The organism is Methylomonas koyamae, from assembly GCF_019669905.1.
GTDB classification, from domain to species: domain Bacteria; phylum Pseudomonadota; class Gammaproteobacteria; order Methylococcales; family Methylomonadaceae; genus Methylomonas; species Methylomonas koyamae.
In genome coordinates this window covers 1078884-1103514 of record NZ_AP019777.1, presented here as the reverse complement: position 1 = coordinate 1103514, position 24631 = coordinate 1078884, and the positions used below count along the sequence as shown (strand labels likewise).

The 24631-nt window shown below is 53.7% G+C and carries 30 protein-coding genes and 3 tRNA genes; 14 read left to right on the top strand and 19 right to left on the bottom strand.

All coding sequences use genetic code 11. The features are described 5' to 3' along the window. Window positions 1-102: 102 nt before the first annotated feature. On the bottom strand, window positions 103-1089 hold the full coding sequence (locus MKFW12EY_RS05430) for a hypothetical protein (protein WP_082409578.1): 987 nt from the start codon (window positions 1087-1089) through the stop codon (window positions 103-105). 63 nt (window positions 1090-1152) lie between these two features. Between MKFW12EY_RS05430 and MKFW12EY_RS22985 the strand changes: the two genes are divergently transcribed. The 5 genes from MKFW12EY_RS22985 to MKFW12EY_RS05405 are packed head-to-tail and all read left to right on the top strand — an operon-like array spanning window position 1153 to window position 3748. Beyond that, window positions 1153-1809 carry a flagellar transcriptional regulator FlhD gene (locus MKFW12EY_RS22985; RefSeq protein ID WP_245006440.1) on the top strand — a complete coding sequence of 219 codons (657 nt, stop codon included), beginning with the start codon at window positions 1153-1155 and terminating at the stop codon, window positions 1807-1809. Continuing rightward, the gene (locus MKFW12EY_RS05420; RefSeq protein WP_082409564.1) at window positions 1790-2383 is read left to right on the top strand and encodes a FlhC family transcriptional regulator; all 594 of its coding nucleotides are present in this window, start codon (window positions 1790-1792) and stop codon (window positions 2381-2383) included. Before MKFW12EY_RS22985 ends, MKFW12EY_RS05420 begins: the two co-directional genes overlap by 20 nt. Window positions 2384-2433: 50 nt before the next feature. Continuing rightward, window positions 2434-3027: an STAS-like domain-containing protein gene (locus MKFW12EY_RS05415; protein WP_221054141.1), complete on the top strand. Its 594-nt coding sequence runs from the start codon at window positions 2434-2436 to the stop codon at window positions 3025-3027. 10 nt (window positions 3028-3037) lie between these two features. Next, the gene (locus MKFW12EY_RS05410) at window positions 3038-3505 is read left to right on the top strand and encodes a FlhC family transcriptional regulator (RefSeq protein WP_082409563.1); all 468 of its coding nucleotides are present in this window, start codon (window positions 3038-3040) and stop codon (window positions 3503-3505) included. 12 nt (window positions 3506-3517) lie between these two features. After that, window positions 3518-3748, top strand: coding sequence for a helix-turn-helix transcriptional regulator (locus MKFW12EY_RS05405; RefSeq protein WP_054758196.1), 231 nt, complete (start codon window positions 3518-3520; stop codon window positions 3746-3748). Between the two features lie 162 nt (window positions 3749-3910). Here the strand turns inward: MKFW12EY_RS05405 and MKFW12EY_RS05400 are convergent. The 4 genes from MKFW12EY_RS05400 to csrA form a co-directional block, all read right to left on the bottom strand. Then, window positions 3911-3986, bottom strand: a tRNA-Asn gene (locus MKFW12EY_RS05400). Window positions 3987-4011: 25 nt separating this feature from the next. Continuing rightward, window positions 4012-4088 (bottom strand) — tRNA-Arg (locus MKFW12EY_RS05395). A gap of 78 nt (window positions 4089-4166) precedes the next feature. Next, window positions 4167-4257: transfer RNA gene (locus MKFW12EY_RS05390), tRNA-Ser, on the bottom strand. A gap of 10 nt (window positions 4258-4267) precedes the next feature. Further along, window positions 4268-4459 (bottom strand): carbon storage regulator CsrA, encoded by a 192-nt coding sequence (gene csrA, locus MKFW12EY_RS05385; protein ID WP_054758195.1) that lies wholly within the window; start codon window positions 4457-4459, stop codon window positions 4268-4270. 254 nt (window positions 4460-4713) lie between these two features. Here csrA and MKFW12EY_RS05380 point away from each other — a divergent pair, with 254 nt between their 5' ends. After that, a complete protein-coding gene (locus MKFW12EY_RS05380) occupies window positions 4714-5202 on the top strand; it encodes a hypothetical protein (RefSeq protein ID WP_221054140.1) in 489 nt (162 codons plus the stop codon). 27 nt (window positions 5203-5229) lie between these two features. Here the strand turns inward: MKFW12EY_RS05380 and MKFW12EY_RS05375 are convergent, their stop codons facing one another. Genes MKFW12EY_RS05375 through def form a run of 4 tightly spaced genes read right to left on the bottom strand, consistent with a single transcriptional unit; the run spans window position 5230 to window position 7884 of the window. Continuing rightward, window positions 5230-5568: a DUF2845 domain-containing protein gene (locus MKFW12EY_RS05375; protein WP_054758193.1), complete on the bottom strand. Its 339-nt coding sequence runs from the start codon at window positions 5566-5568 to the stop codon at window positions 5230-5232. Between the two features lie 5 nt (window positions 5569-5573). Next, complete coding sequence (locus MKFW12EY_RS05370; protein ID WP_054758192.1) at window positions 5574-6410, bottom strand: quinoprotein dehydrogenase-associated SoxYZ-like carrier; 837 nt, start codon at window positions 6408-6410, stop codon at window positions 5574-5576. A gap of 20 nt (window positions 6411-6430) precedes the next feature. Beyond that, a complete protein-coding gene (locus tag MKFW12EY_RS05365; RefSeq protein ID WP_245006439.1) occupies window positions 6431-7318 on the bottom strand; it encodes a quinoprotein relay system zinc metallohydrolase 2 in 888 nt (295 codons plus the stop codon). Window positions 7319-7341: 23 nt separating this feature from the next. Beyond that, on the bottom strand, window positions 7342-7884 hold the full coding sequence (def, locus tag MKFW12EY_RS05360; protein ID WP_054758190.1) for a peptide deformylase: 543 nt from the start codon (window positions 7882-7884) through the stop codon (window positions 7342-7344). A gap of 195 nt (window positions 7885-8079) precedes the next feature. Here def and MKFW12EY_RS05355 point away from each other — a divergent pair, with 195 nt between their 5' ends. Continuing rightward, a complete protein-coding gene (locus MKFW12EY_RS05355; RefSeq protein WP_054758189.1) occupies window positions 8080-8421 on the top strand; it encodes a hypothetical protein in 342 nt (113 codons plus the stop codon). A 42-nt stretch (window positions 8422-8463) separates the two neighbouring features. On the opposite strand, the gene MKFW12EY_RS05350 is transcribed toward MKFW12EY_RS05355, so the two are convergent. The 5 genes from MKFW12EY_RS05350 to MKFW12EY_RS05330 all read right to left on the bottom strand — a co-directional run bounded on the left by MKFW12EY_RS05350 (window position 8464) and on the right by MKFW12EY_RS05330 (window position 12007). Continuing rightward, complete coding sequence (locus MKFW12EY_RS05350) at window positions 8464-8787, bottom strand: HesB/IscA family protein (protein WP_054758188.1); 324 nt, start codon at window positions 8785-8787, stop codon at window positions 8464-8466. Window positions 8788-8790: 3 nt separating this feature from the next. Continuing rightward, complete coding sequence (locus tag MKFW12EY_RS05345) at window positions 8791-9906, bottom strand: cysteine desulfurase family protein (protein ID WP_054758187.1); 1116 nt, start codon at window positions 9904-9906, stop codon at window positions 8791-8793. Next, window positions 9906-10391, bottom strand: a complete 486-nt coding sequence (gene iscR, locus MKFW12EY_RS05340; protein ID WP_064022403.1) for a Fe-S cluster assembly transcriptional regulator IscR — start codon at window positions 10389-10391, stop codon at window positions 9906-9908. Before iscR ends, MKFW12EY_RS05345 begins: the two co-directional genes overlap by 1 nt. Window positions 10392-10518: 127 nt before the next feature. Beyond that, window positions 10519-11271 (bottom strand): serine O-acetyltransferase, encoded by a 753-nt coding sequence (cysE, locus tag MKFW12EY_RS05335; RefSeq protein ID WP_221054139.1) that lies wholly within the window; start codon window positions 11269-11271, stop codon window positions 10519-10521. A gap of 4 nt (window positions 11272-11275) precedes the next feature. Then, a complete protein-coding gene (locus MKFW12EY_RS05330) occupies window positions 11276-12007 on the bottom strand; it encodes an RNA methyltransferase (protein ID WP_221054138.1) in 732 nt (243 codons plus the stop codon). 89 nt (window positions 12008-12096) lie between these two features. Here MKFW12EY_RS05330 and MKFW12EY_RS05325 point away from each other — a divergent pair, with 89 nt between their 5' ends. The 3 genes from MKFW12EY_RS05325 (at window position 12097) to MKFW12EY_RS05315 (ending at window position 14837) form a co-directional block, all read left to right on the top strand. After that, window positions 12097-12891 carry an inositol monophosphatase family protein gene (locus MKFW12EY_RS05325; protein ID WP_054758186.1) on the top strand — a complete coding sequence of 265 codons (795 nt, stop codon included), beginning with the start codon at window positions 12097-12099 and terminating at the stop codon, window positions 12889-12891. An 86-nt stretch (window positions 12892-12977) separates the two neighbouring features. Continuing rightward, the gene (locus MKFW12EY_RS05320; RefSeq protein WP_054758185.1) at window positions 12978-13886 is read left to right on the top strand and encodes an NAD(P)-dependent methylenetetrahydromethanopterin dehydrogenase; all 909 of its coding nucleotides are present in this window, start codon (window positions 12978-12980) and stop codon (window positions 13884-13886) included. Window positions 13887-13931: 45 nt separating this feature from the next. Beyond that, complete coding sequence (locus MKFW12EY_RS05315) at window positions 13932-14837, top strand: NAD(P)-dependent methylenetetrahydromethanopterin dehydrogenase (protein WP_221054137.1); 906 nt, start codon at window positions 13932-13934, stop codon at window positions 14835-14837. Window positions 14838-14880: 43 nt separating this feature from the next. Here the strand turns inward: MKFW12EY_RS05315 and MKFW12EY_RS05310 are convergent, their stop codons facing one another. Next, a complete protein-coding gene (locus MKFW12EY_RS05310) occupies window positions 14881-15519 on the bottom strand; it encodes a response regulator (protein ID WP_054758184.1) in 639 nt (212 codons plus the stop codon). A 161-nt stretch (window positions 15520-15680) separates the two neighbouring features. Here MKFW12EY_RS05310 and MKFW12EY_RS05305 point away from each other — a divergent pair, with 161 nt between their 5' ends. Next, window positions 15681-17426: a proline--tRNA ligase gene (locus MKFW12EY_RS05305; RefSeq protein WP_054758183.1), complete on the top strand. Its 1746-nt coding sequence runs from the start codon at window positions 15681-15683 to the stop codon at window positions 17424-17426. Between the two features lie 70 nt (window positions 17427-17496). On the opposite strand, the gene MKFW12EY_RS05300 is transcribed toward MKFW12EY_RS05305, so the two are convergent. After that, window positions 17497-17667: a rubredoxin gene (locus MKFW12EY_RS05300; RefSeq protein WP_054758182.1), complete on the bottom strand. Its 171-nt coding sequence runs from the start codon at window positions 17665-17667 to the stop codon at window positions 17497-17499. 294 nt (window positions 17668-17961) lie between these two features. Between MKFW12EY_RS05300 and pepA the strand changes: the two genes are divergently transcribed. Further along, window positions 17962-18804: a flocculation-associated PEP-CTERM protein PepA gene (gene pepA, locus MKFW12EY_RS05295; protein ID WP_221054136.1), complete on the top strand. Its 843-nt coding sequence runs from the start codon at window positions 17962-17964 to the stop codon at window positions 18802-18804. Between the two features lie 76 nt (window positions 18805-18880). On the opposite strand, the gene holA is transcribed toward pepA, so the two are convergent. The 3 genes from holA to leuS are packed head-to-tail and all read right to left on the bottom strand — an operon-like array spanning window position 18881 to window position 23005. After that, window positions 18881-19894 carry a DNA polymerase III subunit delta gene (gene holA / locus MKFW12EY_RS05290; RefSeq protein ID WP_221054135.1) on the bottom strand — a complete coding sequence of 338 codons (1014 nt, stop codon included), beginning with the start codon at window positions 19892-19894 and terminating at the stop codon, window positions 18881-18883. A 5-nt stretch (window positions 19895-19899) separates the two neighbouring features. After that, window positions 19900-20397, bottom strand: a complete 498-nt coding sequence (locus MKFW12EY_RS05285; protein WP_054758272.1) for an LPS-assembly lipoprotein LptE — start codon at window positions 20395-20397, stop codon at window positions 19900-19902. Window positions 20398-20416: 19 nt separating this feature from the next. Further along, complete coding sequence (gene leuS / locus MKFW12EY_RS05280) at window positions 20417-23005, bottom strand: leucine--tRNA ligase (protein ID WP_054758181.1); 2589 nt, start codon at window positions 23003-23005, stop codon at window positions 20417-20419. An 89-nt stretch (window positions 23006-23094) separates the two neighbouring features. On the opposite strand from leuS, the gene MKFW12EY_RS05275 reads away from it, so the two are divergent. Next, window positions 23095-23583, top strand: coding sequence for a zinc ribbon-containing protein (locus MKFW12EY_RS05275; RefSeq protein WP_054758180.1), 489 nt, complete (start codon window positions 23095-23097; stop codon window positions 23581-23583). A gap of 57 nt (window positions 23584-23640) precedes the next feature. Further along, window positions 23641-24414 carry a ParA family protein gene (locus tag MKFW12EY_RS05270; protein ID WP_064022412.1) on the top strand — a complete coding sequence of 258 codons (774 nt, stop codon included), beginning with the start codon at window positions 23641-23643 and terminating at the stop codon, window positions 24412-24414. Window positions 24415-24631: the final 217 nt, after the last annotated feature.

Here is a 24631-nt window from a genome sequence, read left to right as displayed (position 1 = left end):
TGCTTTGTAGCCCTCCAGTTCGCAGAATCTGGATTTGGCTAACTGGCCGGTTTGTAGAAACGCGACCGGCAGGAATGGGTAGTTGTTGCACTTTCATAAAAATTAACGATCAACCAGTAGCCGCCCACAGCGCGTGATTCTATCGAAACTAAACACATGCTCTCGAGGGCTTTCATAGCATCGACCTACCAACCTTCGCCGATAATCCGGTTCGCCATTTTCAAGATAAACGGTGGCGCCACAAATTGGGCATGCCGCTGAATACCGAACTAACCGCACCACTCGTAAATCGCCATCCCTTAGTAATTCGAGCTGTGCAGATTGTTCATAAAAATTTGTGAATATTTCATGGGCTACGACTATTCGATCATCCAACAATAATATCCAAGGCTTGATGATAGTGACCCAGGCACCATAAGGAATCACAAAAATACTTACCAGCAAGGTCAGATCGCGCGTCGTAACGGGCCTTGGTTCGGATAAGGATAGCCATCCCGCATAGGCAATTAACACTGCAAGTCCGCCGATTGTCGCCAGCCAGCCCAGTAGGCACCAAACATGCCATTGACGCAATTTGATTTGTCCATCTCTAAATAACCAACTCGCGATCCAACTAGGTTTAACCTCACCCAATTCAGTCATTTGGTAATTGGCTTTCAGCTCAGCTGTGTTGCGTATGGCTACTTGAGACTCATCAATGACTTGTTCATCCTCGATGATCTCTGGTACCCGCTCGGCTTTGATATAAAACGTGGTGAGTTTTCCCGGACCGCCCTTTGTACTTTTTCGTTCCGGTTTCGGGTAATGCGGTAGCCCGCGTTTACGAGCAAACTCTACAATTTGCCCCTCGCGAGTCTCGCAATATTTTTTCAAGAACCCCGGCCAATCGATCCACTTTTTCGGATCTGCACTTCCTATCGAGTCTCCAACGGCAGCAACGATTTCTTCGGCTGTGAACCGTCGCTTCGACTCATCGAAATCCGCTTTCTTTAACGATTCATGAGCTAACGCGCGCAATATGCGGTGACCTTTTTCATCGCTTGTTTCGCTGTCCAACCAATCAATCAGGCATTGGATTACTTCACGCATAAACCACCCCAAACCAGGTAACGGGTAGTTGCAGTCTGGTTTGCGCTTAGTCGATTCATAACAATGTCCTCCATAACAATTCAAGGTTTAGGCAATACCGAAATGATTTTTAACTATTTGAATTTAATTGGCGTACCCAAAAAAGCACATTCCACAACGGCAAGCAACGCTGGAAGCCAGAGCGAGAGCAGAGAAGTATCGAAATCATGCAATGGATTCATGTACGCGTTTCGCGTTTCCGCATTCATCCGGCGGTCAAAGTCCAAGAAAAGAACGTTACGAGCATTAATCAATAGCAGCTCCAATGCAGAACAATCAAGGCTTCCAGAGGTTTGTGACCCAAAACAGGTCACCTTGCGAACGGGACTTTTCTGCTTTGACCTCCTAGCATACCGACAACAGCCATTAATCAACTATGAGGCGTCTATGTCAACACTGGATGAAGATCTTTCCCGGTTAAATTTCGAATATCTCATGCTAGCCAGGGAATGTGCTCGCAGCAACCCGGCAGAAACAGCATGGCGATTTGGCTTGGATAAAAAACATATAGAAGAACTCGCAGACATGACGCTGGAGCATCTTCGGGATCAAGCTGAAAGTAGCAGAGCGGTTATTCGGCTGTTGCCGTTCTTCGTTCCAAGTGGCGTTTCCATGGGCACCTACGTGGACTTACTTCAACCCTTGGTTTTGGGACGGACCGATGAAAACAGTGCCATTTAAAAAAGCCTCAAATTTTGCCAACCACTTGGTTTTAGCTGAGCAATTGATCCAGCTTGGCGCTCGCCCTCCTATCGTCAGTCAACTTTGTCGGTTGTCACGGCAACAAAGTATCGACTTGTATAAATCAGTAAACGGATGCCCACCCAAACAAGGCATGCTACCTCACGATCACCAATGGGTCATTCAATCCACCGGCCGCAATATTCACGCGTCGATATTTTTGGGCATTCTCGATGATATTCGGCAGCGATTATCTATTCAGCATTTTTCAGCTCAGGTATTAGTTGATGCTTTTAGCATTTATAAAAACATCGCGCCACACATATTCATCGAGCCTAAAGCAATAGCACCTGTAACAAAACAGTTCACGTTAGACATCAATAGGGCGTGGTCTTTAATCAGCATGCTCTTGGCCGGTGATTTGATCTTCACTGTTTGCGCATGTTGCAGAGCACGCTTTCTCAGCGTGATTCACCCGAATGCAACGTTTAGCCAATGCCCAATCTGCGATGTTTGGACCGATCGTTCGGGACGACGACGCTGGGCCTCTGCAAAATCCAAAAAACCGATTTGATTACATTACTCAGCCTGGAGATCACCCATCCGCTACTAAGGAGAAGTCGCATGCATATTGCTGTCATTACAGCCACTGATTCCCAAATACCGCAGCCCTTACACGGCAAAAACCTAGCTAGGCTCGCACGCGAGTGCTTTGCCAATCAGCAAATATTGACCATTGATTTTAAGGACGTCAGCACAATTACCCAAGGATTTTTTCAGGAATTATTTTTCCCTTTGATTACTGAGTTTGGCGCCGATTATTTGAAATCGAAACTTATAGTCATTAACTTGAGTGACGCCAATGAAATTCGGATGCAATCTGCATTCAAAAGCTTGGACGACTATTTCGACAAACTTACAGAGATCAATCACCAAGGGTGCGATGAAGAGATATACACCATGAATCAAACTTGGTTGATAAAGGCCAGAGAGATCGCCCGGGAAAATCCTGTATTGACGGAATTAGTACTGGGAATTACGGATGACACCATGCGAACAGCACTCGGTCATTTGTCCTTGGAGGACATTCAGTTCATCGCTCGCTCCAACTGGCTTTGCTTCACTCCACGGTTTTCCAGTCAGTTCCTGAGGAACATCAATAAAGAACAGCCGCCGATAGTGGAAGCCATGCTCGGTTTAACCGGAACGATCTGCTGAGGGGGGAGCTATGCTGAAAAAATATCAACAGCAAACACTCGCCATTGAATTGCTCAAACGCCATGCCAGAGTAAAAATCGTGCATCAAGTAACCGGTATTCCCGTCAAGCCATTAAGACAGACCTATCGACAATTGCATGGACGTTCGCCCATTCCAGGTTCAATCAAGTTTTCAACACGTGGGTTGACTGGAAGTAGACGCAAATACAAAGACGCTACGCTGTTTGCGGTTTGCTATCGGGTGGCAGCGAGTAAGTCGGCCGATGATCAAATCCAAGCAGTGATAACCGCCTTTGATGCCTATAAGCATTCCTACCCATTCGGAAACCTCGATTTTTCAGCGGCATGGGTTATCTCTGAAGACCTCAAAGATAAAAAAGTGCAGGTCTCAACATGCCCGCATTGTCGTGCCTGGGTGCTGTTGAACGCAAGAGAAGACCAGGTTGAACGCTGCGGCGTTTGCAACAACTCTTTGTAATCAGGCTATCCAGTGAACATTGAATCCGAGCAAAATACGACGGCAAAAGAAAAGGAAAAGGAATTTCTGAAAATTAACGACATGGTTGAAAAATTGGGCGTGACTCGGACCCAGTTTTGGCGAATGAGGAAGGCAGGTGAGGTTCCTCCACCGGTAATTCGAAATCCACAAATGTGGCTTGCAAGCCAGATCAAAGAATTTTATGAAAGGAGGGTAAAAAAAGAAGATGTCGAAACACTTTGATGCCTTACAACTGCATTCAAACCTTATTTGTCGTTTGGTGCCGTATATTTTTCGATCAAGCACGAAATTTTTTTCGGATTTGAGTGAAAAACAAAGTGACCATAAAAGTGACCACGCAATAAAAAAGGGCTTAGACATTTCTGCCTAAGCCCTTGATTTATTTGGCTCCCCCGGACGGGCTCGAACCGCCGACCTAGTGATTAACAGTCACCCGCTCTACCGACTGAGCTACAGGGGATTAATATCTTTAAACTTCTCAATAATGGCGCGCCCGGAGAGATTCGAACTCCCGACCGCTCGGTTCGTAGCCGAGTACTCTATCCAGCTGAGCTACGGGCGCTTTGTTGAGCCGCCTATTATTATTTTTTTTAAACTCCGTGTCAAACTTTATTTTCTTGTTACTTACTTTCTTAATTAGTGGCGGAGAGAGAGGGATTCGAACCCTCGATGCGCTTTTGGCACATACTCCCTTAGCAGGGGAGCGCCTTCGGCCTCTCGGCCATCTCTCCTAAAACTGCATCAACCCTCGACGCTGCCCGCCTCGGATTGTTCTTTCTTAATTCTTTCGTAAATCTCTTCCCTGTGAACCGAGATGTCTTTGGGCGCATTAACCCCAATTCTTACTTGGTTACCTTTTACCCCGAGAACCGTAACAGTAACATCGTCACCAATCATCAAGGTCTCTCCCACTCTACGAGTCAAGATAAGCATACTATCTCCCTACATTGTTAATGCGCTTGTTACTGCCACATACTCGAATCGACAATTATATTCTTTTTCCCGAAAAATGGAAGCAAAATATATTAGCGCTTTTATATTATCCTTTCGTTCATGCCGGAAAATTATCGCTTGTTAACCAAAGCTCTCTTTCTACGGCTGACCGGCTCGGCACACTCTAACCGCTCGGTTATTTTAATCCAAACTGCGGGCTTTGTCCGATACCTTTGCACAATGGAGCGAACCACATGCATATTATTCCAAACGCTACGAAGCAACTGACGCACTTGTTGGCAGCATGCCTTTTAGTTTCCGCGCCCGGTGTAATCGCAGAAAATGCCAGGCATGGCCGCGGCCATGCCCCCCATACCAGTGCACATCAACATGCCAAAGACCGCTCAGGCGGACACGAAGCCTACCAATATCAAGGCTACCGATTCAGCGACGCCGATCGCCGGGCCGTAAGGGAATATTACGCGCAACAATACCGTAGCGCCAATTGCCCGCCGGGGCTCAAGAAAAAACGTAACGGCTGCTTACCGCCCGGACAAGCAAAAAAATGGGCCATTGGTCGGCCGTTACCCAGAGATGTGATCTATTACGAAGTACCGCCACATCTGATCGGCCCACTACCGACAGGTTACAGATTGGCTCGAGTAGCGTCCGATATTTTGATGATTGCAATCGGCAGCGGGATGGTAATCGACGCGATCACCGATTTAAACCAAATCCCTTAGATTGGCTGGGAGTGCTTGCTCCAGCAGTTAATAACCGTATCCCAAGTCGCGAATTTTCTTTAACTCGCCATCTTCGAACTCCAACAATTTCTGGAATTTTCGCCGGCCGAAGTTATATGTCCACTCTTCGATCAACACCTCTTCGAACTGGTCTATCTGCAGCGCGCCGTAGGGATGGCGCAAACGGCTGCCGCGTATTGCCCGACGCTGTTCCACCGAGTCGGGCTCGCCGCATTTTTCCAATACTTCCGTTTTGTAATCGCCGACTTGAACCAAACGGTGTCCGCAGCGCATTGCCAGGACATCGCCGGCAACCAGCAGAGCGAACGCGGCGAAAAGCATCGGCTTGATATGTACGTAACGCATTGCTGTTAAGGATTCACGGCGTAACTTTGCGAATAACCGCTACCTTTGCTACAGACATTGCGGCTTGTCGGGGATTCGCAGGAAATATCGCTAAATTCGGCCTTCAATTCTCCCGCCTTATCCGGAACAAAATAAAATCTGAAGTTTGGGTCGGCGCTGATAGCGATATCGATTTTGGCGTTGAGCACCGGCTTGTTGTTGAACGTGACTTTCAACTGGTCGATGAAGTGCGACTTCCGGATAAACCGCGTCATCTGATCCATCTGCATACCGGTCAAATTGGGATGGCTGATCATCAATTGGGTTTGGGCCGGCTGACCGGCTTGCAAACCGTCGTCGATTCGGAACTTGACCTTGCCTAAACGCTTCATCGCCTCGTCGAGGTCGGCTCCGATCGGCGCCGAGCAACCGCCGCTGGCTTTAACGAATTTTTTAGTCATGGTTAATTTGCCGTCGTTGGTTTCGGCGATGGCACGGATATTACTGTAAGTGTTGACCCGTATCCGCATTGCCAGATCAGCTTTGCCGCTTTCCGGAAAAAACTCGAATTCGCCGACGAACGGAAACGGGTTCTTATCGACGAACAACCAGACCTTGCGGATGTATTTGTCTTTGCTCTGCGGGAACTTGCTGACCACCTTGACCGGCACGATCGCCGGATCTTCCGCCCGGTAAGGCGCATCCAATTCGATCGCGGCGTTGTTCTCGTCGATGGTTTTGCCTGCGAAAAACTGGCTTTTCAGCACCGCATTCCAGGTTTCGTCGTCGCCCTCGGCGCGGACTCCCGGCGCCAGCAGCGCCATGGCAATGCTCAAACACAACAACGGTATAAACTTATGCATGCATCAATCTCCCGATAGATTTAATCTTCCCATTCCAGCTCGGCAAACGCCGTCGTCACGTTCTTGCGATGGAATTGCTCGAATAACTGCCAACGTTTTTTTGCGGCCAAACCGACCTGCTCCACGGCCTGTTCCAAGGTATTGCCCTGCTTGACCATGGCACGAATCTCGGTAACCAGCTCCGACAAATACGCTTTCTGCGGCAACATCGCCGCCGGCCAATCTTTAACTAGGCGCCCATGCCCCGGAATCACCAACTTATAGTTATTTTTTTCCAGTTTCTCCAATTCGGCCAGCCAGCCCTTGATGCTGCCGTCGATGACCGGAATGTGCTCCAGAAACAATAAATCCGCCAGCCAAAGCGTATCGGTAGTTTTGTCGTAAACGCTTAAATCGTTGTCGGTGTGGGCGCTCGAATGTGCCGTCAGCAACAACTCGCGATTCCCCAAATTCAATGCCATGGTCTGTTTGACTTGCAAGTCCGGTGGAATGATGTTGTCCCGGTTGACGTGGATATCCAACAGTTCAGCAGCTCGGCTCAAGTAATGGTCGCCGCGGGCCGCCATTGCTCTGGCCAGTTTATGGTGGCCGACGAATTGCACCCCGGGTTCTTTAAAAGCACGATTGCCGTAAATATGGTCGGGATGCACATGGGTATTGATGACGTAACACACCGGCTTTGCAGTAGTCTGCTTGATCGCATTGCGCAAGGCGATGCCCTGCTGCGGGCTGCCGCCGCTATCGATCACCGCGACGCAACGGTCGCCGACGATGAAACCGATGTTGGCGATTTCGCCGTGGTTTTCGCGATCCGGCCAATGGTGTTCGGAAACATGCAGATAAATGCCGGGCGCAACCTGTTCCACTTTCAACAACGGCGCGCACTGCGCCGCGAAACTCAATGCCATACCGCATACAAGGCCAAACCATCTCATGCCGCTTGCTCCTGACCCGCCATCCGCTTAAAAAACTCGGCTTCGGCAATGATGTCGCGGTTGGTTTCCACCCGATCCAAGTAAACCAAGCCTTGCAAATGGTCGAACTCATGCTGGAACACCCGCGCCGGAAAATCTTGTAGCGTCAAACGGCAGGTTTGGCCGGATTCGTTGCAAAACTCCACTTCGACCGCGCGGTAACGCGGCACCAAGGCTCTGACGCCCGGCACACTCAAGCAGCCTTCCCAATCTTTAACCACCGCAGCGTCCACCACATCGAAACGCGGATTAACCATCACAACCGGCGCCATTTTCGGTGCCAACGGGTAACGCGCCGTCGGGCGCGAGGCGACAATGACCACCCGCTTCGATTCACCCAATTGCGGCGCAGCAATACCTACGCCATTGGCGGCCAGCATCGCACTACGCATATTTTCTATCAGTTCGCGGAACTCAGAGCTGTTAAAGTCGTCAATCGGCGCGGCCTGTTGGCGCAACACTTCGGCTCCCAACTGTTGTATCTGTCTATTTTCAGTCATAACTGCGGCAAATTTGGCCCCGGCATCTGGCGGAACAGGTTTATTTCGAGCCCAAGTATACTGCGGTTGGCGGGAATCCACTCGTCTTTACTTTGCGGGGCTTTTTTGTGATATTACCGACGAGCCCGAGCCGAAAGATCGAGTTTCCGGCTATTAGCCATCAAACAAAACCACGCTTTTTCCACTGGAGATACTATGAAAAAATTAAACAAAACCCCGTTGGCCGTAGCAATGGGCGCCAGCTTACTGCCAACCCTGGCCGGCGGCATCGCTCAAGCCGACAGCAACCCGTTTGCGCTGTCCGAATTGAGTTCGGGTTACATGGTGACCGCCGAAGCCAAACCTGAGGCCGGCGCCGACAAGATGAAAGACGGCGCTTGCGGCGAAGGCAAATGCGGCGCGGCGATGATGAAAAAAAGTACCGACACCAAAGCCGCTACCGAAGGCAAATGCGCCGGCAACAAACCTGCACCGGCCGCCGACAAAGCTGCAGAAGGCAAAAAAATGGAAGGAAACTGCGGCGCCAACATGAAGTAAGCGCCGGCGGCGCCGGTAAATCGACACCGGCGCCTTCAACTTTCAAACCGAAAAACTTTCCCCGCAACCGCAGGTCGCTTTGACGTTGGGATTACTAAATTTGAAGGCTTCGTTGAAACCTTCTCTGGCGTAATCCAACTGAATACCAGCCAATTTATCCAAATCCGCCTGCTTCACCAACACTTTCACATCGTGTTGGTCGAATACCACGTCATCGGCTTCGGCTTGGTCGGCGTAATCCAATACATAAGCGTAACCGGAACAACCCGACGCCTTGACCCCTAAGCGCAAGCCCACGCCAGAGCCACGCTTTTGCAACTGTTTTTGAATTTGCCTTGCGGCATTCTCTGTAACGGTAATGCTCATGAATTAACTCTCCTGTTGTCTTGCCAGCGAGGCGCTCAATACCTCGACAAAGCGATCGATCTCGGTTTCGTGATTATCCTTGCCCAAACTGACCCGTATCGCCGATTTGGCCAAATCGGGCGCTATGCCCATGGCCGCCAAAACCGGACTGGTTTCGCCGGACGCCGCCGAACACGCCGAGCCGCTGGATACGGCGATGTTGTGCTGATCCAATTGCATCAACAGCATTTCGCCATTTAGTCCGGCAATACCGAATTGCACGGTGTTCGGCAATCGTTCGGCAGTTTCGGCGAAAATTACCAACCCGGGTATCGTTTTTAAGCGCTGCTCCAGGCGCCGCCGCAGCATTGCCAGCTTGGCCGAACGCGCCTCCATTTCCGCTTTTGCCAATTCGGCCGCCTTACCGAAACCGACGATGGCCGCGACGTTTTCGGTGCCGGCGCGCCAGCCACGCTCCTGGTCGCCGCCACGTTGCAACGCGGTAAGATCGAAATCTTCGGCGGCAACCAGCGCCCCGCAACCTTTAGGCCCATAAATCTTATGGCTGGACACCGTTAATAGCTTGACGCCAAGTTGCCTGAACGATATCGGCAACTTGCCTAAAGCCTGCACGGCATCGGTGTGCAGGTTGACTCCGAAACGGCCTAATCCCTGCACCGCCTCCGCGACTTGTTGCACGGCCCCCGTTTCGTTATTGGCCAGCATTAGCGACAAAAAATCGCCCGGCTGCCAATTCAAATCCAATAGGCTACCAATCGGGACCTGGCCGTTGGCGCCGACGGCGACGGTTCGCAATTCGGGGTAGTGCAGCCTGTTTGCAGTTGCATTCTCGAATACCGACGGATGCTCTATCGCCGAAATAGTCAACCGGCGGCCGCGTGCATTGGCCAAAGCCAAGGCGTTGGCTTCGGTACCGCCGCTGGTAAACACAATGCGCTCCGCAGGAGCGTCGATCAACGCCGCCAATTGCTCTCGGGCGGTGTCGATTGCAGTGCGGGCGAAACGCCCGAGTTTATAAAGACTGGAGGGATTGCCGTACATGGCGCCCAGATAGGGCGCCATAGCCTCGACGACGCGTTCGTCGCAACGCGTCGTCGCGTTGTGATCGAAATAAATCATCAAGCGCTGCGTTTTTCCTGGCGAGTTTGCAATTCGATCACGTGTTCGACTTGCCGGCCTTGGCGCTTGGCGACGTCGCTGACAAAGTCCCGCTCCAACAATTGCCCCAGACTGATTTCTTTCAGATAAGCCCGAATTTGCTCGCTGAGCCCCATCCACAAATCGTGAGTCAAGCAGGGTTGGTCGTTATGGCAATTGGCTTTACCGCCGCATTTGGTCGAATCGACCGGCTCGTCGACCGCTTCGATAATTTCGGCGATGTTGATGTCGCGGGCTCCGCGGCTCAGCGTGTAGCCGCCACCCGGTCCCCTGACGCCTTTGACCATACCGGCTTTGCGCAAGCGGGCGAACAGTTGCTCCAGATAAGACAACGAAATGGTTTGCCGAGTCGCAATGTCGGTCAACGTGACTGGATTGGACTGGCTGTGGTAAGCCAGATCCAACATCGCGGTAACCGCGTAACGCCCTTTTGTCGTGAGCCGCATGCCAAACCCCTTATAAACTAATGAAAATAAAGGCGACTATAAATAAACCCACTAAATTGGTCAAGTATTTGTCTGCAGGCTATTTTTAGCTTCGCTTCCGCCCCGACAGCTCTGCCCGGCAACGCGACTAGGGTTGATCCTTAATTTCACAGTCGTCCAGCTTCGGCACCTGATGGCGGCGGCAATCGATACCGGCATTGCTCAAGACTTTCTGCATGTCGTCCAACTGCTGGTCCAGATGGTGAATATGGTCCAACATTAAATTAATGGCATTGGCAATCGGGTCCGGCATATCGGCCGTGGCCCCGTAAGCATCGAAGCCGATTTTCTGCGCCATCGCATCTCGGCGCGCCTTGTCCTGCTTGGCCTTGGCATCGACGATATGCGCCGGAATGCCGACGACCGTGACGCCGGGCGGCACCGGCTTCACCACCACCGAGTTCGAGCCGACCCTGGCGCCGTCGCCAATGTCGATCGGCCCCAACACTTTGGCCCCGGCCCCGATGACGACGCCGTTACCCAATGTCGGGTGGCGTTTGCCCTTATCCCAACTAGTACCGCCCAGCGTAACGCTGTGGTAAAGCGTGCAATCGTCGCCGATCACGGCCGTCTCGCCGATCACGACCCCCATGCCGTGGTCGATAAAAAAACGCCGGCCGATTTGAGCGCCGGGGTGAATTTCGATCCCGGTCAACCAACGGCCGAGGAAAGAAACATAACGCGCCGCCCAGCGAAAACCGCGCCCCCATAGCCAATGGCTGAGACGGTGAATCAGCACCGCATGAAACCCGGGATACGTGGTAACGACTTCGAACACCGATTGTGCGGCGGGGTCGCGCGCAAACACGCATTGGATATCTTCTTTTAGTCGGGAGAACATACGCCTACTTGGTGTTATGGTTTTGCGAGAACCGCAGAATACCCCGCAGGATATCCAACTCCTTGGTATCGAGCTGAGTCCGGTTGAAAATCCGGCGCAACCGGCGCATGATCGAACGCGACCGTTCTGGATGCAAGAAACCGATATCGGCCATGGTTTGCTGCAGGTGTTCGTAAAACGCTTCCATTTGCGCCGCAGTAGCCAGGGGCGCTTCGCCTCGGTCGCCGATCGTACTGGCGGACTGCCTGCCGCCAGCCAAAAACAGCTCGTAACACACCACTTGCACCGCCGCGGCCAGATTCAACGAACTGTAGTCGGGATTACACGGAATCCGCAAAAGGTAATGGCATAAATCCAGTTCGTGGTTTTTCAAGCCGGAATTTTCCCGGCCGAACACCAAAGCGATGTTAGGCTGCGCAACGTCGTCCCTTGCCGCCCAGGTTTCGGCCAGCTCGCGCGCTGTCAGACTGGGCCAACTGATGGTCCTGTCTCTGGCACTGGCGCCGAAAACAATCTGGCAATCGGCCAACGCCTCTGGCAACGAAGCAAAACAACCGGCATGGCGCAACACATCGTCGGCTCCCGAGGCCCTGGCGGTGGCATCGGCATGAGGGAAATACTTGGGCGACACCAGACGCAACTGATCCATGCCCATATTTTTCATGGCGCGCGCCACGGCACCGATGTTGCCGGGATGGGAAGTCTCGACCAAAACCACTTTGAAATTAGACAGCAATGCCCACCTGCCGCGCTTGAAAAAGCGGCGATTCTAGCAAAGTTTGCTATCCTATCGGCGTTTTCCAACTGCTCATTTTCAACTCGATTATGCATCCGATGCTCAATATAGCCGTCCGCGCAGCGCGGAACGCCGGCGATCTGATCCAACGCTCCTCACTCAATATCGAAAAGCTCACGATAGACCAAAAAAGCCGCAACGACTACGCCTCGGAAGTGGACCGCGCAGCCGAGCAGGAAATTATCAAAGTCATCCGCACCGCATTTCCCGACCACGGCATCCTGGCGGAAGAAAGCGGCGAGACTAAAGGTAACGATTACACCTGGATCATCGACCCGTTGGACGGCACCACCAATTTTTTACACGGTTTCCCGCACTATGCCGTTTCGATCGCATTGAAAAACAAGAATAAATTAGAGATCGGCGTTATTTACGACCCAACCCGCGACGAACTGTTCACGGCCGAACGCGGCGGCGGAGCGATGCTGAACAACCGGCGCATCCGCGTTACCAAACAAAACACGATGCGCGGGGCTTTGATCGGCACCGGCTTTCCATTCAAGACCATGGAAAACATCGAGCCGTATCTCGGCATGTTCAAGGCCGTCTGCGCCGACGCCGCCGGCATCCGCCGCGCCGGAGCCGCCGCGCTGGATATGGCTTATGTTGCCTGCGGCAGGCTGGACGCTTACTGGGAAATCGGCGTCAAGGAATGGGACATTGCCGCCGGCGTGTTGCTGGTACAGGAAGCCGGCGGCGTCGCCACCGATTTTTCTTTCAACGACAAATACTTACAGTCCGGAAACATCATCACCGGCAATCCGAAAATGCACCAATTGATGTATCAAATCATCGAACCGCATGTACCCGCCCGCCTGAAATAAGGCGTAATTTCGCATTTAGCCTAAAATTGTTATCGCTTCGCCTTTTCTTTTATACTTACCGGCTAATCAAAATCTAAGAGGCCACCATGGAAAAACCGTTCATTCTACACATGCTGACAACAGCCAAAAACCTGAGCCCGTTCGACGTCAATATGGCGATGGATGCAGGCTGGATTTCAGCGGTGCCTTATATTAACGTCGAACCGAGCGAAGTCCGGGGCTTGGTTCAAGACGCTATTTTCTCGCGCAGCCCGAAAGGCTTGTTGCGCACCGCGATTTTCATTGGCGGCCGCGAAACCAAACAAGCCATGGACATGCTGAAAATGGCGAAAAACTCCATGGTTCCGCCGTTCGAAGTCTCGGTATTCGCCGATCCCAGCGGCGCCTTCACCACTGCCGCCGGCATGGTAGCCGCCGTCGAAAAAGAACTGGCCGATAAATTCGGCACGACGCTGCAGGGCAAAAACGTTCTGGCCCTGGGCGGCACCGGCCCGGTCGGCCAAGCCGCAGCGGTGATCGCTGCCCAAGCCGGAGCCAACGTCCGTATCATCGGCCGCCAACTGGATAGAGCCGAGCGTACTGCCGAGTTGTGCAGCGAAGAATTCGGCGACGGTAAGATCTCGATTGCCGCCGGCGCCGATTCCGATAAAGCCGAATACATCAAAACCGCCGACGTCGTGTTCGCCACCGGCGCGGCTGGTATCGAACTGCTCAGCGCCGAAATGATCGCGAGCGCGCCGCAACTGAAGGTCGCGGCCGACGTCAACGCAGTGCCGCCGTCCGGTATTGCCGGCGTCGACGCGTTCGACAACGGCAAACCGATCGCCGGCTCGGTCAGCGGCGCGGTCGGTATCGGCGCATTGGCAATCGGCAACATCAAGTACCAGGCGCAAAGCCGCTTGCTGAAACGGATGCTGGAAAGCGACCAGCCGCTGTTTTTGCACTTCGAGCACGCATTCGAAGTCGCGCGCGAATTCATCAAAACCAGCAAGTAACCGACTCCAAGTCCAGTCCGCCACCACACACAGGGTAAGGTACCAATGGCAAAACGCAGCATACTCCACATGTTCGACCCAATGCCGAACAACAGCCCGTTTGACATCAACATGGCGCTCGACGCCGGTTTTGACGTGCTCGTTCCTTACGCCAACGTCAAACTGGAGAACATACACAATTTGACGCAGGATGCGGTGTTTTCGCGGAGTCCGGCCGGCAACAAACGCACCGCGCTGTTCATCGGCGGCCGCGATATGGGGCTGGCCATCGACATGCTGCAAGCCACCAAACCGGCGATGGCGCCGCCGTTTCAAGTCTCGGTATTTGCCGATCCCAGCGGCGCCTGCACCACCGCCGCCGCGCTGGTAGCCTGCGTGGAAAAGGCGCTGAAGGACCACCACAGCCGGGAATTGAAAGGCCTGAAGGCGTTGGTATTCGGCGGCACCGGCCCGGTCGGCATCGCCACCGGCGTCATCGCTTCGCTACAGGGTGCCGAAACCTTGCTGGTGGACCATTTGTCGATCGATACCGCCAAGGACGCAGCCAAACAATACAACCGGCGCTTCGGCGCCAGTATGGGTGCGGCCGTGGCGCGCAACGACGAAGAGAAAGCCCAACTGGTTGCCGATGCCGACATAGTGTTCTGCACCGCGAAAGCCGGCATCCGCGTCATCAACTCTGCCGTGCTGGCGCAAGCCAAACAACTCAAAGTCGCCGGCGACGTCAACGCGGTACCGCCGCTGGGTATCGAAGGCATAGAATTGAACGATTTCGCGGCGCCATTGGCTGCTGCGGCGCATTCGCCGAATGCGGTCGGCGTCGGTGCCTTAGCCGTCGGCAACGTTAAGTACCAACTCCAGCACGAACTGTTGAAACTGATGTTGGAAACCGAAACCCCGCTGTTTCTGGATTTCCGCGAAGCCTTCGTCAAAGCCCGCACTCTGGTCTGAACGCCGCCGAGGGTTGGGTCAACGACCCAACCCTCGCCATTCCTCAGACGGCGTCCAGATAATTGAATTTCACCGCCAGTCTGGTCAATTCCACATCGTTTTTGATCTGCAATTTCCGGTATACCCGGTAGCGGTAGGTATTGATGGTTTTGTCGCTGAGCGCCAGCGCTTCCGACATTTCCTGTATGCTTTTGCCGTTCAGAATCATCCGCACCACTTCGGCCTCGCGCTGAGACAATTGCAAAAACGGCGAAACGTCGGCGCCCGGCAAAAATTGAAATGCCAGATTGCTGGCCACATCCTGGCACAAGTAACGTTTCCCGGACATGACGGTTTTAATCGCCGCGACCATTTCGTTGACCGGCGACGCTTTAGACACGAAACCAACCACGCCCAGTTTCAGCAATTGTTGCGGAATCGGACCGTCGTTATGTACCGACAATGCAATGATCTTGGCGTTCGGCTGAGTTTGCAACAGGCGGCGGCAAGCTTCGAACCCACCCATGCCCGGCATGTTGATATCCATCAAAACCACGTCCGGCGGGTCCTGAGCAACCAGTTGCAACGCCTGTTCGCCGCAATTGCATACGCCGACCACGGAAATATCCTGCTCCGCAGCCAACAGCGCCTCGATACCGCTCCTGACCAATTCATGGTCGTCAACGAGTAAAACTTTAATCATAACTTCCTTTGCAACGATCTTTATCCGGTCAAGTTTCCCAAATTTCCTTTCCAACGGCAACGGCAAGCGGCATCTAAAAGAGTTAATCCCGCTCGCACCTGCGTCGTTTCCCCGAATAACCGTTAAAATAGCGCTTTTGATCAACCAAACCAAAGGTCGCCATGCGCACTTCCCAATTTCCTCTCAGCACTGTAAAAGAAATACCCGCCGACGCCGAAATCGCCAGCCACCAATTGATGATACGCGCCGGCCTGATCCGCAAACTGGCCGCCGGAGTCTACACCTGGCTGCCGCTGGGATTGCGGGTACTGCGCAAGGTCGAACACATCGTCCGCGAAGAAATGAACAAAGCCGGTGCTTTGGAAGTGTTGATGCCGGCCCTGCAACCGGCGGAGCTCTGGCAGGAAACCGGGCGCTGGGAAAAATACGGCCCGGAACTGGCCCGGATGAAAGACCGCCACGAGCGCGACTTCTGCCTCGGCCCGACTCACGAAGAAATCATTACCGATTTGGCCCGTAACGAATTGCGCAGCTATAAACAACTGCCGATCACCTACTACCAGATCCAAACCAAATTCCGCGACGAAATCCGCCCGCGCTTCGGCGTAATGCGTTCGCGCGAATTCGTCATGAAGGACGCTTATTCCTTCCATCTCGACCAGGAATCGCTGCAAGCCACTTACGATGTGATGTATCAAACCTACACCAACATCTTCAACCGTTTCGGCTTGAAATTCCGCGCCGTGATGGCCGACTCGGGCTCCATCGGCGGTGCCGTATCGCATGAATTCCACGTTCTGGCGGCCTCCGGCGAAGATGCCATCGCCTTTTCCGACGCCAGCGATTACGCCGCCAACATCGAAAAAGCCGAGGTGCGCCGCCCGCCGCTGAATCGGCCAGCACCCAGCCGCAATCTGGAAAAAACGCCTACGCCGGGCAAAAAAACCATCGCCGAAGTCTGCGAATTCTTAGCCGCCAGCGCCAGCAACGTGCTGAAAACCCTGATTTTGGTACAACGCCCTGCCGATCCGCAAAACAGCGCAGCGCGAAACGTGTACTACATGGTGTTACTGCGCGGCGACCACGAATTGAATGAAATCAAATTGAGCAAAATCATCGGCAACTTCGATTTTGCCAAGGACGATGAAGTCGAGGAAGCCCTAGGCTGCCGTGCGGGTTACATCGGGCCGCTCACCGAACGAGACAAACCTTTCCTCGGCCAAATCATCGCCGACTATGCGGTGGAAAACATGAGCGATTTCGTCTGCGGCGCCAACGAAGCCGGCCACCACTATACCGGCGTCAACTGGGAACGGGATTGCCCCTTAATGAACGAATGGCTGCACGACATTCGTCAAATCGGCGAAGGCGACCCCAGCCCGGACGGCGTCGGCAACATCACCATCGCCCGCGGCATCGAAGTCGGTCACATCTTCCAGCTCGGCACCAAGTACAGCGAAGCGATGAACGCCGCCATCGTCAACGAAGCCGGCAAGAACCAAATCATGGTCATGGGCTGTTACGGTATCGGCATTTCCCGGGTCGTCGCCGCAGCGATAGAACAGGGCCACGACGAGCGCGGCATCATCTGGCCCAACGAATTGGCGCCGTTCCAGGTCGCGATCTGTCCGATGAACATGTACAAATCCGATCGCCTGGTCGATACCGTAGAAAAAGTGTACCGGGAGCTAACCGAGGCCGGCATCGAAGTCTTGCTCGACGACCGCAAGGTGCGGGCCGGCTTTATGTTCTCCGACATGGAATTGATCGGTATTCCGCACCGTATTGTCATCGGCGACCGCGGCCTGGACTCCGGTACGGTGGAATACCAGGGCCGCACCGACCACGACAGCCAGGAAGTGCCTTTTTCAGAATTGGTCGGTTTTATCAAAGCCAAACTGGCGTAAAACTGGGCCAATTCCAGCCAACAAAAAAGGGCGCCCTGGCGCCCTTTTTCTTACCTGCTGGTGTACGCCATTAGCGCATCAACGTGAACATCGCTTTGATCGCGCCGCACTTCGGGCAACCCCAATCTTCCGGCACGTCTTCCCAGCGGGTACCCGGGGCAACGCCGTTACGCGGGTCACCCAGCTCCTCGTCGTAAATATGTCCACAGGTTTTGCATTTGTATCTTCTGAATTCTGCCATTGTTTAATCCTCGGTTGTAACGACGTTTAATAAACGGGCCAAATTGTAGCCTATGCTCGCCCGGCAAAAAACCACGAATATTGGAAGGAATCACCGAACCATTTGAAGCTCGAAAACCATTTCACTTACAGCCAGTTGATCAAATCATTTCTCAATTTCTCTAGCATCAAACTCTTATGCGCGCCCATTCCGAAAATGCAACATGCACGAGCCAATGTAATTGAAATGTAATGTAAAAAAGATATAAGCCTTCATAAGGGGGGATTGAAACTTTTAACTTTTTGAGGTCACAAGATGAATACGTATATTTTTACGACCGGCTTTAAACGAGGGCTGCTGTTAGCTGCTGGATTGTCCCTCGTTACTCCTGTTACGATGGCGGCGACAACCTGGGTAGGCATTGCAGATTATTCTAATGCGCCTACCGCAGGCGGCGTGGACGAAGACAGCGTTGGTCCGTTCGATACCTACGATTTTGGGGTTGGTGTTTCCTTAATTAAATTTACGCCGACTTCCGCGACAACGGGTTCGTTGAGCGGCTGGTACCAATCCGCTGTCGTTGAACACTCTTTAGATTTCGTTACAGCCCCATCACCCAACCTGAATTCTTCCGGATCTGGAGCGGGATACGAGCTGACCGCGGTCGCAAGATTTACCGGCACTTATACCATCAGCGGGGCGACCAATACCTTCCAAATCACTGGCGGGAACGTAGGCCTCTATTTCGACACCACGCCAGACTACAATTTCGCGGCAGATAGTGGTTTTGAAGAAGCTTATGCCCCGATCCTTTTTGGCAGCATTGCCGGAGGCGAAGGTAGCGTCAACGCTTCCGGCTCTGGCTTCGAAGAATTAAGCTTGAATTTTTCTGGTGCGTTCGGCGGCTACGATCATAACGTTTACTCGCCCGATACCATCGGCGGCGGTGACGCGATATTTTCGATAAAAACCAAAGGTGTGTCGTTGTTATCCAGTGTCAACAGCGTCCTAGGTGAAAGCAAGGTCGGCGGCGCATTGTTTGCGGCGGACGGCAATTTGCAATTGACTGCTGTTCCGGTACCGACTGCCATATGGATGTTCGGCACGGGCCTGATTGGGATGATTGGTGCCGCCGCACGAAAAAAGACCGCTGTTTGATAAATACTCCATACAGCCTACCGCGCAAGTAGAACTTGAGCGGTAGATTTTCGTCTACAACGATAAATAAAGCTCATCACAGCCCCGCCATTCCCGAAAACCGCAAACACAAACCGAACAAACCTTCCCACTCGTCCCCGGCGGATTGCCCCTTTATACTGCGGTCAATTTCCGCCCCGGCCCGCAGAATCGCTTGCAACTGGTCGGTTTTCAAACGCTGGACCGCTTCCTGGACCAGATGCTTGCGTTTATCCCAAACCTGATATTTCTTAAACACCGCGTCCGGGTTGGCGCCGCGGCCTAACTCGCTTTTTACGTGCAGCAACATTCTGGTTTCCCGGCTCAGCGCCCACAACACGATGGAACTGGCGGTTCCTTCAGCCCGTAAGCCATTCAGTATTTTTAACGCCCGGTTCAATTTTCCGGCCAGCAAGGCCTCGGTCAATTTGAACACGTCGAAACGGGCGCTATCGGCAACGTCATCCTCGACCATGGCTTTGCCGACCAAGGTCGCACCGTGCAGGATATAAAGCTTTTCGATCTCCTGTGCGGCCGCCAACAGATTGCCCTCGACCCGGGCCGCCAAACTTTTCAAGGCATCTTGGTCCAGCCGCATGCCTTTGCGCTCGGCGCGGCGTTGCAACCACTGCAGCAATTCCTGCCCTTGCAATGGCCAAACCTGGACGATGACGCCAACGCCGTCCACAGCCTGAAACCACTGCGACTTTTGCGCCGCTGACTCTAGTTTGCCCGCCGTCACAAGCAACACGGTATCTTCCGGTAAACGCTGGCAATAGGCGATCAGAGCTTTGCTGCCTTCCGTTCCCGGCTTCGCCGAAGGCAGGCGCAAATCGATTAATTTTTTGTCGGAAAAAATCGACAGCGAATCGGCTTCCAGGCCAAGTTGCGGCCATTCGTGGCCGGACTCGACCGAAATTACTTCGCGGGTGGTGTAGCCGGCCGCGCGCGCCGCCTTACGGATGTCGTCGGCGGCTTCGCCCAACTGCAAAGGCTCGTCGCCGCTGACCAGATAGACAGGAGCCACGGCTTTTTGCAACGCCGTAGCCAACTGCTCGACTTTCAAGCGCACGTGTTTTACTTCTGGTTGTCGATCGCCACACGGGCGCGGGCCAAGATCATCCGGGCCGCCTGCTTATAAATTTCGCTGCGTATCAACTGCTCTTCGTTGGTTTTCGCCAATACGGCGGTCTGGTCGTTGAAGAATTCCCGGGACAATTCGATGACCTGTTCGTCCATCATCGCCGTCTCCTTCGCGTCGAAGAACTGGAAGCGCAGATAATATTCCAACTCGGACTCGCTGGATTTACCGGTGGAACCGATAGACAACACCCGGCTGCGCATGTCTTCCTTCAACACTTTGATGACTACGCCGGCATCGTCCGGGGTCGGCGCTAATTTGCCTTTAGACGCCCGCATAATCTGCTGCATTTCGTTTTGCAACGGTCCGGAAGCGCCGAATATGTAAAGGCTTTTCAACGCTGCCGGCATTTCGATCGAGCCGCGCAAATGGTAGCCGCAACCGGCTTGCATCAGCACGGCGGCCAAGACCAGGAATCGGGACCAGCGTTTCATCGGCATTACACTAACCCAGTTAAACAACGATATTGACCAGTTTTTGCGGTACCACGATTAGCTTTTTCACCGGCTTACCCTCAAGGAAACGCTGCACGTTGGCATCGGCCAGCGCCAAGGTTTCGATCTGCTCCTTCGAAGCAGCGACCGCAACCGCCAACTTGCCGCGCAATTTGCCGTTGACTTGCACCACCATTTCGATGCTGTCCTGGACCAACGCCGACTCGTCCAATTCCGGCCAAGCCGCGGCGACGATGTCGCTGTCGCGGCCCAGGTCGTTCCAGAGTTGCTGCGCGGCGTGCGGAATGATCGGCGCCAACATCAGCACGATGGCTTCCAACACTTCCTGGCGCACCGCCCGGCCGTTGGCACTGTCGTCCTCGAATTTGTTCAAGGCGTTGACCAGTTCCATATTGGCGGCGATTGCGGTGTTGAAGGTGTGGCGCCGCGCCATGTCGTCGGTCACTTTCTGCAAGGCTTGGTGCAACTGGCGACGCAAAGCTTTTTGATCGTCCGTCAGCGCGGCTTTATCCAGCGCCGCTTGCGGCAAACCGGTCTCGACATGCAAGTAAACCTGGCGCCACAAGCGTTTTAGGAAACGGAACGCGCCTTCGACGCCCGCATCGTTCCATTCCAAGGACTGGTCCGGCGGCGACGTAAACATCGTGTACAAGCGCACGGTGTCGGCGCCGTATTTATCGATCAACACCTGCGGATCGACGCCGTTATTCTTGGATTTGGACATCTTTTCGATGGCGCCGACCGTGACCGGCGAGCCGTCTTCCAATAATTTGGCGCCGACGATCTTGCCTTTGGCGTCGCGTTCGACTTCGATCTGGGTCAGGTTGAAATATTTTTTATGGCCGTGTTCGTCGAATTGGTAAAAGGTCTCGGCGACGACCATACCTTGCGTGAGCAGGTTTTTAAACGGCTCGTCGCAAACCAGCAAGCCTTCGTCGCGCAGCAATTTGTTGTAAAAGCGCGAGTACAGCAGATGCAGAATGGCGTGCTCGATACCGCCGATGTAATGGTCGACCGGCAGCCAGTAATTGGCGCGTTGGTCCAGCATTGCCGTGTGGCAGTCGCTGCTGGCGTAGCGGGCGAAGTACCAGGACGATTCCATGAAGGTATCGAAGGTATCGGTCTCGCGTCGGGCCGGTTTGCCGCATGTTGGGCAATCGGTATGCGGAAAGGTCGGATGCGCGGCCAATGGCGATTGCGAGCCGTCCAGCACCACGTCGCGCGGCAAGGTCACCGGCAATTGCTCGTCGGGCACCGGCACGGTACCGCAGTCGTCGCAATAAATCACTGGAATCGGCGCGCCCCAGTAACGTTGGCGTGATACGCCCCAGTCGCGCAGGCGGAAATTGGTTTTGCGCTCGCCTTTGCCCAGGCCGGCCAGTTTGGCGGCAATGGCGTCGAAGGCTTGTTTGAAATCCAGACCGTCGAATTCGCCGGAGTTTTTCAGAACGCCTTTGTCGGTGAAAGCCTTGTCGGCCACACTGTCGTCGCTACCGTCGGCGGAGGCGATGACTTCCTTGATCGCAATACCGTATTTCTTAGCGAATTCGTAATCGCGTTGGTCGTGGGCCGGCACCGACATCACCGCTCCGGTGCCGTAGCTCATCAACACGAAGTTGGCGATCCACACCGGCACCGACTCGCCGGTCAGCGGATGAATCGCGCTGTAACCCGAGGCAATGCCGCGTTTTTCCATGGTTTCCATCGCCGCTTCCGAGGTTTCCATCTGCTTGCAGGACTCGATGAACGCGGCAATTTCGGGATTGGTTTCGGCGGCTTTCAACGCGACCGGATGCTCCGCGGCGACCGCGACGTAAGTCACGCCCATCACCGTGTCGGGACGGGTGGTGTAAATTCGAATCGGCGACTCGAAACCTTCCACGGCAAAATCCATCTCGACGCCTTCGGAACGGCCGATCCAGTTGGCCTGCATCGTCCGCACTTGCTCAGGCCAGCCCGGCAGTTTTTGCAGGTCGTCCAGCAATTCCTGGGCATAAGCGGTGATTTTCAAAAACCACTGCGAGATTTCTTTTTTCTCGACCTGGGTGTCGCAGCGCCAGCAGCAACCGTCGATCACCTGTTCGTTGGCCAGTACGGTCTGGTCATGCGGACACCAGTTGACCGGCGCGGTTTTTTTGTAAACCAGGCCCTTTTCCAGCAGACGGATGAAGAACCATTGTTCCCAGCGGTAATACTCAGGGTCGCAGGTCGCCAGCTCGCGGCTCCAGTCGTAACCGAAGCCCAGGCGTTTGAGCTGGTCGCGCATGTAGTCGATGTTGGAATAGGTCCAATCGGCCGGATGCACCTTGTTTTGCATCGCGGCGTTTTCCGCCGGCAATCCGAAGGCATCCCAACCCATCGGTTGCAAAACGTGCTTGCCTTGCATGCGCTGGAAACGGCTGATCACGTCGCCGATGGTGTAGTTGCGGACGTGGCCCATGTGCAGCTTGCCGCTCGGGTAGGGGAACATCGACAAGCAGTAGTATTTTTCCTTGCCGGTATCCTCGGTTGCGGTAAACACGCCTGATTTTTCCCAATCGGCTTGGACTTTTTCTTCGATCGCCGCGGGGTTGTAATGCTCTTCCATCCTGTTCGTCTTTTGCTGTAAAAAGGCGCTAGAATACCTTACAGGCGCTTAAATCTAAAGCGCGAATACTATAAATACCGGGAGTAAGCATGGGCGAAAATAAACTGATCAAAGCATACGACGACTTGATGGGCCATCTCTACGAAGCGATGGATGACACACTGCATTCGGTGGCCGACGCTTTGGAAATCGCCAAAGAGAAAACCGCCGCGCTGGGTGGCCACACCCAGGAAGAAATCAACAAAATCGCCGACTATGTGATGCGCGACGTCGAACACGTCGCCACATCGCCAGACCTGAAACACGAAAACGACTCGCTGTCCGAATGGCTGAAGTTCGACATCGAATTGATCGAAAACTTCGCGCTGGAAGCCTTTCTCGACATCGCCGATAAAACCCGGGTCAAGCTGGCGGCACTGGAAATGGAAGCCAAACTGTACCACCCCTACCAAAGCGGCGAAGTGGCCGGCCCCGGCACCTTCACCTGCGACGCTTGCGGCAAGCAAATCGCCTTCAAATCCACCAGTATCATCCCGGCCTGCCCGGAATGCAAAGGCAGCAGTTTCAGCCGTTGTTGATATTGCGGGCTCAAACCTTATAATGCGGGCTTTATTTTTCCTTGATCGAGGGCGATTATGCGCAGGGTGATTTTCAATCAGAAAGGCGGCGTCGGTAAATCCACCATTACCTGCAATTTGGCGGCGATCAGTGCCGTCGAAGGCAAAAAAACCCTGGTGATCGACCTCGACGTACAAGGCAACTCGACGCAATACCTGCTGGGCAGCAAGGTCGCCGATTCCGATAAAACCATTGCCCACTTCTTCAAAGACAGCCTGGGACTGGGCCTGTTCGGCGGCGGGAAGGAAGGCTTGGACGGCCTGATCCACGAAACGCCCTTCCCCAACCTGTACGTGCTGCCGTCGCATTCCGACCTGGAAGGCCTGCAAAGCCGGCTGGAATCCAGGCATAAAATCTACAAACTGCGCGAAGCGCTGGAACGGCTGGAAGGCTTCGAACACATCTATATCGACACGCCGCCGATTCTGAACTTCTACAGCCTGTCAGCCTTGATCGCCGCCGAAAAATGCCTGATCCCGTTCGACTGCGACACCTTCGCCCGCGAAGCGTTGTACACGCTGATGCGTGCGATCACCGAAGTCAAGGCCGACCACAACCCGCATTTGGAAGTGGAAGGCGTCGTTGTCAACCAATACCAAAAACAAGCCAACCTGCCGCGGCAATTGGTCGAAGACCTGATCGCCGAAGGCTTGCCGGTGCTGGAAACCAAAATCTCGACCTCGGTCAAAGTCCGCGAATCGCACAGCGACGCCCAACCGCTGGTGCACTACGCTCCATCGCACAAACTGACCGAAGAATACCGCGCCTTGCATTTGGAAATTCACCAATAGCTGCCGCTGCGCCATCTAACCTAAAAAAGCCAGGCCTAGCCTGGCTTTTTTGTATGTGTCGGTTAAGCTTGAAATCCAGCTCTCATTACGAATGAAATGTCATAAAAGTGACTTCGGCATTCCGGCCTACAAAATAAAATTGGCCAAACCGGAAGCAGGCAAACTCTCACTCGCCATCGCCAGCATGCAGATTATGCAACCCGACAAACCAGCTACC